This is a genomic window from Paenibacillus anaericanus (assembly GCF_003994475.1).
Taxonomy (GTDB): Bacteria; Bacillota; Bacilli; order Paenibacillales; family Paenibacillaceae; genus Fontibacillus; species Fontibacillus anaericanus.
Genome location: NZ_RZNY01000002.1, coordinates 203,110 through 217,784, shown reverse-complemented (window position 1 = coordinate 217,784; position 14,675 = coordinate 203,110). Strand labels below are relative to the sequence as shown.

The window sequence follows — 14,675 nt, the reverse complement described above, 5'->3', positions numbered from 1 at the left end:
AAATTTAACCTAAATAAACAAATCAATCAAAAAATTCGGGGACAACAGCGATCGTAAGAACATTTCATTCTCGAAGCCTAATTATATTTATTAATTCAACTTATATTAAGTCTCAAAAATTGAACTTTTGTGGTATTAATTATATCATATTGTCATAACTGGTAGCATCTTTCCCTTAACTAGACTAGGCTTATAATAAAGTTAACAACGATCTTAATCTTTTCTTAATGTCTATTAGGTATAATTGACTAATCTATCTCTTGATTTGATTTTATTGTGAAGGAGTACAACTTATGTTTCGAAGAATTAAAATCACACTGAGCCTACTTTTGACACTCTCATTACTACTGATCTATTTACCTCAGAGCCTACCTATAGCCGGCGCCGCTGCTGCAGGTCAAGCTTCACAAATTGATGCCGTATTAGTTGTTGACGTCAGCAATTCTATGAACACAAGCGACACAGACAAAATTGGCAATGAAGCTATGAAAATGTTCATTGATATGTTGTCTACAAAAGGTGATAAAGTAGGTATTGTAGCCTATACAGACAAAGTACAACGAGAGAAAGCGTTACTGGAAATTCAATCACCAAGTGACAAAGAAGATTTGAAGAAATTTATCGATGGATTGGATCGAGGACCTTACACTGATACTGCGGTCGGAATTACGGAGGCCATGAAAGTACTGCAGCATGGCGCCGATCCTAATCATGAGCCCATGATCGTCTTGCTGGCTGATGGGAACAACGATTTCGCCAAGAACTCAGGCAGAACGCAAAGTCAGTCTGACAAGGAAATGGCGCAAGCTGTGCAAGAAGCCAAGGACGCTGGAATTCCGATCTATACAATTGGCTTGAACGCCGATGGTAAATTGAACAAACAAGCGCTGGAAGATCTCGCTAATGAAACCGGAGGTAAATCATTCTCTACCAATACTGCGGATGATCTACCACAAATATTAAGTGAAATATTCGCCAGCCATTTGAAATTGAAAGTGGTTCCTATTCAAAGCATGACAGGTAACGGAAAGTTTCAAGAGGTTACGATTAATGTACCTAACGCTAGTGTACTTGAGGCCAACATATCCATTATGTCCTCGAAGCCAGTGGAGACAGTATTAGTAGATCCTACTGGAACTGAAGTAGCCGTTCCTTCGGATAATGTATTACTCTCTAAATCTAAGAGTTACTCACTAATCAAGCTTCTGACACCTGCAGAAGGGGACTGGAAGCTGAAAGTTAAGGGTGCCTCCAAAGACAAGATCGATATTAATCTAGTGTTTAACTATGATTTGGAATTAGCGATAGATCCTATCCCGTCCAAAACGTATAAAACAGGGGATAAGATAGATATCCGAGCTTCCTTAACTAGCAATGGTCAGCAATTGCCTAATACGGAGTTATACACCAATATGAATGCCGTACTTGTTGTTAAGGACTTAGATAGTAGTAAAACGGAAGAGATTAAGTTAACAAACACCGGGGACAGTTTTGAGGGAAGTTATACAATTGCAGATAAGCATGAGTATGAACTCACTGTAAGAGCGGAGGAAAAGAGCTTCTACCGTGAAACAGAGCCGGTTACAGTCAGTGCCAAAGGAACGACATCATCCTCAGGTAGTGCAGGGGTCACAACACCGAAACCAGCGGACGTGGAAAAAGAAGATGCCAAACCGTTTCCCGTTATGCTCACCATTATATGGGGTTTAATTATCGCCACACTGTTGGGAGCCGCCATATTAATTATGAAAATGATCCAGAAGGCAAACAAAGGTTTTGTGGGCCAACTAGTCATTGAAATTCGGGATGAGAATACAAATGAGAAGACATTCCCGCAATACAAGAAACTCGGAGCGTTCAAAGGGAAATTTAATCTACATCAGTTGCTCCAGCTAGCACCAGAATTGAAGGAGACTGAAGGTTTTATCTTCATTCCAGGCTCAAATGATCGGATTATCATTCGCAGTCAGAATGGCGGAACTTTGGAGAAATCAGGGCGAGCCGTTGATATAAGCAAAGGGCTTGAACTCAAGAGTGGAGACCGTATTACTGTACCGTTGAGCCAGGCAGATAAGACAATATTCTTGGAATATCTTGTATAATTATTAATTAACTTATGGAAGTCTAGGAGGAAAATGAAATGAAGCCAATCGTAAGAGAGCACATTCAGCAACTCGATGTTTCACTTGGTGGCGGTATTGTCAGTGACAAAATTCGAGTGGATACAATTGATAACCCAATTCTGATTATTGGTTTGGGTGGTACGGGGATCGACGCATTGCTTCGTCTGAAGTATCAAATCAACCGTCGATTTAAGCTGCCGGAAGATCCGCTCTCCAAGAAGAAACAAGAAAAGCCAGACAATGTGGAATTCCTAGCCTTCGAGACCAATGAACAGGATCGCACCAAGCGGTATAAAGGGATTGGGCTTGATCCAATCAATGAATTCGTACTTCTATCCAATGCAGAGATCGGCGGTCTTTTGCAAAACCGCAGTATTTTGGAGCCTTATATTACCGACTGGTTGTCACCCGAGCTAAGTATTACCGATGGTATGAACGGAGCTGCTGGTGTTCGTCAGGCCGGAAGACTATTGCTATTTACGAAGATAAACCAAGTGGTTCAAGCTATTGATAAGAAGATCAAAACTCTATCGGTAGGCACCAACAAGAAATTGATGGTGTTTCTGCTAACAGGGTTGTCAGGGGGGACAGGGAGTGGATGTTTCCTCGATATCGCCTATATTGTTCGGGGGATTATTGAAAGAGATCATGGTTCCGCGGGGATTGACCGTGTTAATACGCTAGGGTATTTGTTTACACCGGATATCAATCTATCTAATCAAAGCCTAAGCGAACATACACGCGAATATATTAAGAAGAACGGTTATGCTGCACTTAAGGAATTGGATTACTGGATGAATGTGGATAGCCGAGGCGAACGCTTCAAACAGCAGTATGGCAACATTCTGACGGTGAATTCTCCACTGCCGCCGTTTAATCTTTGTCATCTTATCTCAGCAACGAACACGGAAGGCAAACTGCTTGAGAATGCTTATGATTACTGCATGAACGTAACGGCAGAGAACATTACTAACTTTATGGCGAGTGAAGAGAAGCAGTCGGGCGAAGAATTCGCTATTCACGATTATATAAGTAACATTCGCACTAATATTGCTCAGATGAACAAGTTATATCCAGCCAATTACGAATATAACATTATCGGTGCTTCTTCGGCGGTGTTACCTATTGAAGAGATGACTACGTATTTGGCATATCGTCTGTTCGACAAAATGGATAAGATGTTCCAGAAGGCACCTACGCAAGAGGATGTTGAGAAGTTTGCTCGTAAGCTAGGACTAGATCTAGATAGTATGGAGAAAACCTTCGAGTCTCGTGTTCCAGAGCCGCTGCCAGGTTATCAGAACAGTGAACGTCTCAGTTACAACAATGTGATCAAATCACAGGTCGTAAATATTGATACGGAACTTGAACAGAACTTCTTGGCCCGTGCCCGTGAAGAATATATTAAGGCCAAAAAGCAAATGCCAGGCGAAATTGTTGCGCAGTTTAGTGACCAGGTGCGTCGATTGTTTCTACATCCTGAGCAAGGACCTTTCTATGTATCACGTTTAATTTATACAGAAAAGGGTTTCTGCCTACTGAAAATGTTGCTGTCCTATATCGAAACACTCCGCGAGAACCTGCTTCATATTCCGCGGGATATTGAGGCTGCGCAGGATCAAGCTGCGGAGAAGTTAGGTGACGCCAAGAGCGCGTTTGTATCCAAAGATAAGAAGAAGAACTTCTACATCGAAGCTAAAATAAATGAGTATTGGCTCCATGCGGATGTCGAGCGGACCGAGCAGTTAATTGAGTTCTATGAGGATTTATATGCGCTACTTAATGCGGAGAATAATCGGATTTACAGTGTGTTCACTGAAATATTGAATGCATTAAGCTCTATCTTTGCTAAGAACGGCGATATTTTGACCGCTGGAGAAGAACAGTCTGACCATAAGGGGAACAAGACATACTATTGGAATTTGGTTAGTGTTCCGGACATCTCCAAAGTTGTTAATAGTCTGATGGATCAGAAGGATGTGGATGACCTGATCCGTGATTTCTCTAACGAACTATTGAATAACTCGAACCAATGGGTTAAGGAACAGGAAATTGACATTGTTCGTTCGATTTCTGAGTTTCTGAGTGATAAATTTGGTGATTTGATTACGAAGTCTATGGAAGATTTCCTAGTTATCAAATATGGACAGGAAGAGTCAATTGATAAATTGGTAGAACGTTTTATCGCTGGAAAACTAGACGATGAAGCTGTACCTGTGTTCCATCTTGCGAACAGTACAGGGAACTTACACTTCCCATCATGGGGTTTTGTCTCAGTACCGGTGCAGGCGCCAAACATCTTAAAAGGGATTCGTAATTATCAGAATAATGCTGTTGGCAAATCGCATTTCACGGTGAAGGAAAGCCAAGTGAAGAACCGGATCTTCTGGTTAAACACACGCAATGGGGTTCCGCTTTATGTTTATACACCGCTGAAAGTATATGAGGAAAGTTACGAGCGGACGATTCTTGATAAAGAGGGAATTGGACGCCACCTGGTTCAGACAGATAAGAACAACTGGACATATCTACCTTCGCCGATTCCGGAAAAATCATGGGGTGATGTATACACCAATTCTCGTGTGAAGGGTTATAACGCTAGAGTGCGGGATGAATTCGCACGGGCACGTGCTCTTAATGTTGTTGTGGAGAAAGGGATCGATCAGAACACAAGCACACGCTATGCGGTGGTATTCACCAAGCCATTCGATTTGACATCGAAACTTCAAGCTTACGACATGCGCCTTGATAATACTAAGCCGAATTTAGGCGAAGTGAAGAGAGCGTTAGTAGATTTGAAACGCCTGCTCTCCGAGGGGCTGGAGCGTGAAGGAGTTAAAGATATCTTTGGTAGTATTAATGAGGAGCTTGCTCAGGAGAACTTGATCCGTTCGCCAGAACTGATCGCCCGCGTGCGAGCTGAATTATCTAAGTATGAAGCCATTGCAGACATGGCTGCTAAGCTGGAGACCTTAATTGGGCAATATCAGGATGAAGAGAACCTGCTGGAGCAGTTCATTGAATCATTGTATACAGGTACTATCACAAAAAAGGGTGCCCTATATGTATATGATCGTGATGCAGAGGAAGAAGCATGGGAGCCATTCGCAAATCTCATGAAGAGCCGTAACTATGTCGAGTATGAAGTATTCACTCAATTCCGCAGTCTTGAAGACAAGAACCGGGCTACGTTGCTGCGTAAGACTTCACGTCGTGGCGCGGAATTAACCGCTTCGGAGGATATCGAACCTTTATTAGCTACATTGAATGAGCTTAGTGACAGCTTTTCGCAAGCGCGCGACACTTTGGAGTATGAGAAAGTTGAGCATGCAAACGGTGAGGATATGTATCAGTTCTACAAGCAAGTGACAGCAAAGCTGAATGATATCCGTAGAAGGCTGAAATAATGGTTCGGGCGGAGGTAGACATCAAAAATCTGCTGGATAGTTATGCAGCAGATTATGACCGCGCGGAAGAGAATCTAAGTGGTAAAGGCGATGATCAGAGCAGCATTCATTACCCCGCTTTGTTTCTGTTTATCGGTGATAAGTCGGCGGAAGCGGCTGAGCAAGTCATGGCCATGAATAATAAGAAATGGGATAACAGCGATGGCGTTATGTACTTTCAAGTTACGACGCAGGAGAAATCTTCTGCGTCAGCTCCACCTAGTGGTGTTCAAGGCAGGTCCTCATCTCTGACGCAGTTTGTTGTTCCCAAGATTTCTGCGGAGCAAGGGAAGACTGTTCGTCGTGACCTGTATCAGGAATTTCAACGCAATGAAAAAGGACTATACGAACTCAATATGGCAATGCACAATATCAGCAGTGCTATATCGCAGTACGGTCGACTATATGCTTCCTTTGATCGCATTCATATTTCAGTCATAACGCGGGTCGATGACCCGCTAAATGTATTGGTACCGGAAATTACATTACTGGCTGGTGCCATTCTAAGTCAGTCGTTCAAATCGGTACAAAGTGATCTATACGCTTTGATCAGTGAACGTGAAAGTGTAGGGTATTCCAGCGGGGTAGGTATGGCTTTTCTGCGGGAATTGGATCACATACAGGATCCGTCGTATTCCTATACTGCAAATCTGCATGTGACAGAAGAGGGGCTATCCATTCCAGTTCATCATTCACCTTCACCGTTGTTTGATCTGGTATATATGTTATCCGACAAGAATGAATTAGGTATGACATTAGATCATGAACTGCAGAATTGTTATGAGATTATTAGTCATGTAAGTCTCTTGAAGAACCGTAAACCTAGAGATCAGGTTTATAGTGCCAATAATGCAAGTTATAACAATACTTCATTTAAGAATAATTTGATGGCTGAATCAGGAAGACAGGGATATGTATCTGCTGGTTTCTCGAAAGTAAAGCGGCCGCATGAACCGATAGCTTTAACAGTACTCTATCACTTTTATCACGGTCTACTGGATCGAATGAAATCCAAGACGAGTCTTAGTGTGAGTGAAAGACTTGAGTTCTTTGGCGCAGGACCGGCGACGCTCTCAGCTATGGCTGAAGCGGTGGTTCCTAGCGTTGACGGACTTACGGAGATGCAGGGATTGATGAGTAACAACATCAGCTATGCGGCTATACGGGGCATGTCGATGTTTGAAGCCGAGGAAGCGGTCTTTGGCAGTGGTGCAGGAGCATTTTTTCACACGAACTATGTGGAAGCTGCCCAGCGTCGACTTGATCTTATCAACGTTGCTGAGGATATAGCGAAGGCGGTAAGACAAGGATTGAAGCATCATGACGGCATCAGTCTATTTCATGTCCGAGACTGGAGTGATGAGGCTAATGTTTCAGAAGGAGTCATCTCCAGTTTACAGACGCTAAGACGTGAAATAGCGGCAGATCTAGAGAACGCAAGAGGCGAACTGGAGGGACTTAGGGAAGGAAGGGTTGAAGATCAACCTTTTCAACGGGTTCCACTCATGGATAAACATAATCTACGAGGGTTCATTCGTTATTTGTTCGGTTCGGTTTATGCTAGAAAAGTGGAGATTGTTAAGCTGGAAATGAAGCAAAAGCTATTATTGAGGTACGAACGTGAACTTGAGCGCCTACATCGTCAATATAAGGAGTCTGCTGAGAGTCTTGATTTGCTCATGACTTGGCTTCGGAAGGCTGCACTGGACAGTATTTCCCGTACGGATGGGTATATCGGTCAGAATATCATGGAGTACTATGAAGTTGTAACTGAAGATCTGATGATACAAATCGAGAGCAAACGTGGAAATCACATTTTTTTCGAGGAGCATTATCTGGGAGAACCGATGAAATTGCTGGAACAAGGGCTGGTAGTATTGACCGAGAAATTAATCTCGGTATGCCGTAACTTGCTGCTAACCTCCCCGCACTTTGCACTAACATTCGAAGAGGAACTGCTTCAGCGTTCTAATGTGACAATTAACTATGATAACAAAGCCGTGTTATCCAAGGACGAATTGTTCAAACGGCTGTATCAGACCTTGGAGGATAACGCAGCAATACAGCTTCGATTGTACGATTACACGCAGGAGCATCGTTATGTTGAGAAATATTTATTTGGGGACTTCGACAGTGAATTTATCCGCTACGCTTTTGCCGCCGACGAAGTTTCTCGCATGTATAGATTAGGGTGTCTACATGAGAAACGCAGTAGCGGGGTGGAGAAACTGAATTTGATGGGTGGTTTTCATCCCGAGGACTTGTTGTATTACCGGAATGGTAAAATGTACTACGAAACGTATGTAGACAATGGCTACGAGTTCCACGGCATTGACTTGGAGAAGTTGCCACCACTGCGGTAGTGGCGTAGCGGGTTCGAAACAATTTTTTTAGTCGAAAGGATACCAAAGACATGCAACGGAAAATCAATGGGCTCATGTTGTTGTTCAGTCTAATCGGAGGCGGAGTGGGGTTTGCATTTGGCGAAATTTTGCTGAATGAGTATTCGGATAGGATACCAACCGTGTTATTGATTGGTTGTTATTTCGGGTTGCTTGCATTTTGCATCGGTGTAGCATGCCTGCTCGCGGAGATGATCTCCCCCAAACTGAACGGTTCGTCATGGCGGCAACGATATATGGGCACATCGTGGAAGATGTTAGTGCCCGTAACACTAGTACTGTTACTTCTAGTAGGTACTGCACTGGAGTTTGTATATGAACTGAATATCGGGGGACGGAAGGCAATTAAGGATATCGTCCTCATTATAGATAATTCAGGAAGTATGCAAGAGACTGATCCGGATAACGCTCGTTACGAAGCGGCTAAGACTTTGATTAATAGTATGGACAGCGATAAGGAAGCGGCAATTATTCTCTTTGATGATATGCCGAAGTTACTGCAGCCATTTGTCCGGCTGAAGAATCAATCAATCAAGGATGATGTTATTTCTCAATTGGATAATATTGAATCTACCAATGGCGGGACGAACATAAGCCTGGCGTTGGATGAAGCGATGGAACAGATTCGTAAGGAAGGATCTAACCGCGGGGCAATGGCGATTCTGTTGTCCGATGGGGTTAGTGAAGTGAATACAGAGCAGGCTCTTGCCGATTATGTAAGTAGAGGTACCATTGTTAACACAATAGGACTTGGACTTACGAATCAACAAAGCTCAGGACTGTTGCAAGACATTGCAAACCGTACAGGCGGAAGGTATTACGATGTAACTGATTCAGCCAATGTGTCCATGGTATTTCAACAAATCTACGATAACATAGATGATCGTACACTGATCACTGAACGTACGGGTACGACTCAGAACAGTAGTTATTATATGGTGCTGCGGATCATCTCGATCTTGCTGATAGGTGCAGCGATGGGACTATCACTTGGACTGTTGTTTGATAATCGCTATTTGGCGCGCAGCTTTAGCGCAGGTGGGGCGGTTGCCGGACTTATTGCGGGGATGGTACTTGAGTTTGGTCTTTCTGGATCAGCATTCCAAGATGGAGTTGTCAGGCTGTTAGCCTGTTTGATTCTCGCCGCAGTTATTACGTTGTTCACACTCGTTGTACCTATGAAAGATAAAGGCACTGGATTTACTGGGCGTCGTAGAAGCGGGACAGAAGAGAATACAGGAGGCGGGTTCAATCCGCGTCGACGTGATAATCAAAGCAAAGGATTCTAGTAGCGGGGGGAAAGCGAAATGCGGTTTATAGAACCGGAAGACGTTGCCGATGCCATTACTGAGCTCCGTTACAAAGTCGGTGAAGATATTTGCAGCTTATGGTGGCGTTGGCCTGAAGGGATTCAGGCTGTATATATCCGCAGGGTAGCCGCAGGCGACAGCCCCGACACACCAATCTCTGCAGATGGTCTCAAACTATATACAAGGGAAGAGTATAAGGCAAATAACGGCTATCATGAGCGGATCGAAGTCATCGGTCAATTCCTCTATGTTGTATATGGAGCGAAGAGACAAGATGGTGAGATGCAGTTAATTCAACAGCAAGATGGAGAAAATTCGATTGCGGTCAGTACTGGCCGAACGAGAATTAGATACTCCATTCGTCATAAAAGCGGATTACTTCGTAAATATAAAACGGTGTATATCTCCGTGACAACCGAATGTGAGGTTCCAAGCGGGGTACTCTGCTACGTGAAGAAGCAGGGTGGTTATCCTTCCAATAGAGAGGATGGAACTCAGTATCCGTTCCTTCGAGATTTCGCACCAGGTAGAAATGATCTACCTGCTATCGAAGTAGGAAGAGATGACTTTGTTCGCTTGTTTTTTACAGACGGTCGTAAATTCGGGCAGTTCTATGAGTTGCTGCCTGAGTAAGAGGAGGAAATAGATATGGGTATTTTTGATATGTTTAAGAAGAAGCCTCAAGCCGCACCGCGGCCGCTTTTTTATGATATTGTATGTCCTTATTGCTTCAGTAAATTTTCACCTGAAGAGGTTGTATTCCGGGCTACTCATCATCGGGAAGATGATGAAGACTATGCTCTGAGTGAGGATGAACCCCTTAACAAATATAGAGAACGATTTGGTCTGGACACCGTTTATGATATGGAAGCGATATTGCGTCCACAGGATTTTCCAGAGGAGCATCGGATCTACACTGATCATGTTGTTACGGGTCTTAACGATCGATATGGAAAAATCACTCGTCGACGGTTATGCCCGCAATGTCATAACGAGCTTCCGGTGACGGCGGGGCAGGTGCCGAGCAACATTATTTCAATTATCGGCGCTTCACAGGTCGGTAAATCGGTCTATATGACCTCTTTGATCCATACGTTGCAGAATACAACAGCGGATCATTTTGACGCGGCTTGTATGCCGCTGAATGCAGAGATCAGCCGTAAATTCCGAACGCTCTATGAGGAACCACTCTTCGAACGTGGAGATTTATTAGCTTCTACTCAAAAAGAGCGGATGCAAGAGCCGTTTATTTTTCAGTTTGTGTTCAAAGATGAGAACAAACCACCGCTGACACTGGTGTTCTTCGATGTGGCTGGGGAAGGTATGGTCGATCAAGATTACTTAGGACTGCAGGGTCAACATATTAAAAATTCATCGGGTATATTGTTCATGGTCGATCCACTGCAAATCCGCTCTATCCGCGAGAAGATTCATATTAACATGGGGGATAAACCAGGTGAATGGGTGTCCCAGTATGATGAGCCTCGTGATGTAGTTTTGACGATGTTTGGGGATTTTATCGCTTATGAAGATAAAGGAAAGACCGATATTCCTACGGCTGTGGTGTTGACCAAGAGCGATATGCTGCATTCTTTGAAAGACGAAGATGGCGAGTATATCAAATCAAACAGCAACATTTTTAATAATGTAGTCCATCGCAAAAATTTCGATATTGCTGAATTCCAAAATATTGACGGCGAGATCCGTCGCTTTATTGAAAAAGTAGACCGTCCGTTCAAAGGAACGATGGATGTTTATTTTAAGGACACTGCTTATTTTGCCGTTTCTGCGCTCGGAAGTAATCCAGTAGATCAGAAGCTGCAGGGTGTAGTCAGTCCGATTCGAGTGGACGAACCGTTTATCTGGCTACTCTACAAACTGAACTACATTGAGGGGAGAGAAGCCCATTGAAACCAGTCTCTCTCCCTATTCAGCAGCAGATATATACTCGTGAACGGCACGGGTTGTTTCGCTCTGCTGAGGGTTTTGATACGGTGGCTAAATCTGCAGGATTGGATAGTTCGTTTATCAAAAAAATACTTCATCCGTTCTGTACTTACGACGCTCCGGCGGAGTTGACTACACGCGGTGAGAAGGACGGAACGCTTTATCCAGAGGCGCTTCATCTGTTCCATACGGAAACCGGCGAAACGGTGCTGGGACGTAGTGTGTATCAGCCAGCAGATTTTACAGGTCTACGTAGTGCATTCCTGACTCATAATTATGTCATTTCTGCAGAGCGCTCGGACGAGCTTGTGAAAAGTTACAGCAACTGGCTCACCGCGGCTTTTTTCAAAGAATACGATGTAGCAAATGGTAGTGAGTTGCCTGAATTACAGGACTTACCGCTGAATGGTTCTGACGGTCGAACAACGTTATCCTCCTGGAGAGAGCTGCTGAGCGAGCTCAAGATGGATGAGCAGATGTTTAAACAATTAGTGCTTGCGGTTATGACCTCCTGTGGGGAGGGCCGTAAAAAGGTATATGTGGCGCTTGATGTACCACCTGAGCAAATAGATCAGCAGGCAACTCGCTTGTTGGAACTGCTATATGCGGTATTGCCTTACGAATTCCGTAGACGGCTTGGGTTTATCACTTATGCAAAGGAACCGCAAAGCCGGAAGTTTATTCATCTTCAGTTTGTTGAGCGTGGAAGCCTGAGAGCGAATGATCGTAGCTTAGAGAAAGAATTCACCTTTGATCTGAGCTCGGGGCGCTCCACGAATGTGGATTGGAGTGGAAGACATCCTTATATAGATTTTGCGTGGAATCATTTGGACCGTCTTCATATACTGGAGCCCTTTCTTCAGTTCGCGGACGATATGCTTAAGGGGATGGGGATTCGTAAAACGGCGGTAGCTAGCTACAATGAACTTACCGTATTGTTTGAAATTGAACAGGGGAATGACCCTTTGTACGAAGGGGATAAAGCGGGAACTCTACGAGCTCTGATGGAATATTTGAAACCTGATGGTGCACTAGACTCAAGAATGCAACTTAATGATTTGCTCATGAGTTTATTTGATCGGGAGTTTGATCAAGTACGGCAGGGAACAGTTCCAGATCCACTCGTTGCAGAGTACTTCCGAGATTATTACCAAATTATTAGCAAATATGGCGTCACGGGCAATGAAAAGGGCAAAATTGTAAGTTATTTTATTCGGATTGTTAACAATGCGCTGGCGCATAATCGTAAGGATCTCTCTATAAGAATATATGAAATAATTGAAGAGAGTCCTGGGCTTAGAAAAGATTTCTTTGATAGTATCTTGAGTAATGATGGGTTAGCACGAATGTTGTTTGAACCATATATTCAGGAGAAGTTTCTGAGTTTACAGAAGAGCAAAAATGTACTGAACCTAGTACAAAATTGGTCGGCATCCCACCCAGACGTGCTTCATAATGAGTGTTTTCAGGAATCTGCGCAGATTGCCTTAGGTAAGAAATTACGAGATGAGCCAGTGCTTCTACCTGCCGTAAATGCTGTATTCGAAGCTATAAGCAAACTTAGGAGAGAATCGCAACAACAGGCAACAGGTAGAGGCACTGCTAATTCGACGATATTGGATCTATTGCGTGCGACGACCATCCGAGTGTTACTTAGTGAGATCGACTTGGAGAAACTTAGTAAGGAGCAATTGCTGGCCGCTGACTTCATGAAGCAGTGTGATGGAGTAGAACTGGGGAGAAATCAACTGGATCAGCGCTTGTACAGTAATGCTATGGTGTTGTCTGCTGCGTACAAGTGGTTCACATCGGCGCAACCGGATGAGAAGATATTTTCTGACTTATCCTTGCAAGATATCGATCGAGTCCAGCAGTTAGGCCGCAAATGGTTGCAGAGTGAAGTGAATGTCGATTATTTTAGCAAGTTGGTATTAGGCTTTTATCGAGAAACAGAAATCGGCTTTGTGGAATACAGTTCACTTCTAGAATTTTTACGAAAAAATGCGACAGATAAAGAGACCATTTACGAATTCTTCCTCTGGTCGCAAGGGCATCCATTCTTCGCTCGACCAAGGGGACTTGTTCCTGCGTATACTACCGCCATATTGGCGTATTTTAACAAAAATGATCAGAACGCCTTCAAAAATCGCGATTATCGCAATAGGTACTTCTCCAAAGCTGGTGCGGCGCTAGAGCCGGTATTTGAAAAGGCTAGATTCGATCTCTCATCACCTTTGAGTCAATTTGTGGCCGGTAACCGCAAAAAACTGTTTCTAACTTCAGGTATTGTGGTACTTTCCCTAGCTATAGTATTAGTAGGGTTACTGACAATGAAGAACCTGGGAGTGTTCGATGGGGGTACGGAGGCAGGACCTATCGTTTCGAATAATCCTAACGGCACCTCAACTCTCGAGACGGGTGTGATCGTTTATGCTGAGCAGGTCGCGGGCAGCATTGTCGACAATGAACCAGTGGATGGTTCTCAGGATCAGCCATTGGATGGCCAAGAGCAGGACAAGCTGCCTGAAGGCGATCAAGTTGATATAAATACAGATTCGCCTGTTGACCCTCACCCAACCAATGAGCAAGAAACTGTTGATTCTCCTGACAATGTCGCTGGTAATGGGGCTGCTGGGGATGATACATCTGCTAGTGAAGTTGTAAATTCAGGGGAAATGACGCAACTCGTATTTTTATTTCAGGATGAGGCGTCAAGTCTAGCTTTTGATCCAGGGACTTTATTTGTAGAGATCCAAGGACAAGAGAAACAGCAATTTTCCTTATTAAATGTCAAACCTGGAAATGTGGGCAAGAGTGGGGTAACTGCGTATCCGTGGAAAGTTACTGTTCCGTTAGGTCGTAGCCTAGATATTCCAGTTGGCAGCCTGATTACAGTCCAAGATAAAGTGTACGCCATTACAGAGTGGATCGTGCCGAACAGCACGGACAACGCTGGCAGCCCAGACAGTAATTTGGATAAAAATAATACTGATAACAGCGCTACAAACAACAGCACCAAGGAGAACAGTACAAATAGTGCTGACAATAGTGCTGCCAATGGTAAAACTGATAGTAGCGATAAAGAATAAGTAAAGTACCTTTTCACAGCAAGCCACTAAGGAACTTAAAATTAAAAATGGCAAGCCTCCAATACACGGAGGTTTGCCATTTTTTAATTTGCGTAGTTCCTCTATGCTTGCTCTAAAAGGTATGGTTCAAAACCAAAATCAGCGCTTGACCATCAATCGAAGAAGAGTGGAATCGCTGTAACGGAACTCAGCGACCTTATTTGCAGCTTATTCAGCCGTTTAGGATTTTAACGGAACTAGCAGAGGTTATTTCATCATAATTCATGTACTAGAGCATCATTTGGATGAAGTAAGGTCTTTCAGTTCCGTTAGAATTTCTATTGAGTCTCATAACTCCAAATAAGGTCTTCTAGTTCCC

The 14,675-nt window shown here is 43.7% G+C and carries 7 protein-coding genes; all 7 read left to right on the top strand.

Annotation, left to right across the window (positions count from 1 at the left end):
• Positions 1–293 precede the first annotated feature (293 nt).
• From EJP82_RS03250 to EJP82_RS03220, 7 genes are read left to right on the top strand one after another with little or no spacing between them, the layout of a single operon-like run.
• Positions 294–2,102 (top strand): vWA domain-containing protein, encoded by a 1,809-nt coding sequence (locus tag EJP82_RS03250; protein ID WP_127190589.1) that lies wholly within the window; start codon positions 294–296, stop codon positions 2,100–2,102.
• 38 nt (positions 2,103–2,140) lie between these two features.
• Positions 2,141–5,530, top strand: coding sequence for a tubulin-like doman-containing protein (locus EJP82_RS03245; RefSeq protein WP_127190588.1), 3,390 nt, complete (start codon positions 2,141–2,143; stop codon positions 5,528–5,530).
• Positions 5,530–7,932: a transcription initiation factor TFIID gene (locus EJP82_RS03240; protein WP_211350031.1), complete on the top strand. Its 2,403-nt coding sequence runs from the start codon at positions 5,530–5,532 to the stop codon at positions 7,930–7,932. The genes EJP82_RS03245 and EJP82_RS03240 overlap by 1 nt, the downstream gene beginning before the upstream one ends.
• A gap of 50 nt (positions 7,933–7,982) precedes the next feature.
• Positions 7,983–9,260: a vWA domain-containing protein gene (locus EJP82_RS03235; RefSeq protein WP_127190587.1), complete on the top strand. Its 1,278-nt coding sequence runs from the start codon at positions 7,983–7,985 to the stop codon at positions 9,258–9,260.
• 18 nt (positions 9,261–9,278) lie between these two features.
• Positions 9,279–9,914, top strand: a complete 636-nt coding sequence (locus EJP82_RS03230; RefSeq protein WP_127190586.1) for a beta-mannanase — start codon at positions 9,279–9,281, stop codon at positions 9,912–9,914.
• A gap of 15 nt (positions 9,915–9,929) precedes the next feature.
• Positions 9,930–11,192, top strand: coding sequence for a TRAFAC clade GTPase domain-containing protein (locus tag EJP82_RS03225; protein WP_127190585.1), 1,263 nt, complete (start codon positions 9,930–9,932; stop codon positions 11,190–11,192).
• Positions 11,189–14,317, top strand: coding sequence for a GAP1-N2 domain-containing protein (locus EJP82_RS03220; RefSeq protein ID WP_127190584.1), 3,129 nt, complete (start codon positions 11,189–11,191; stop codon positions 14,315–14,317). Before EJP82_RS03225 ends, EJP82_RS03220 begins: the two co-directional genes overlap by 4 nt.
• Positions 14,318–14,675: the final 358 nt, after the last annotated feature.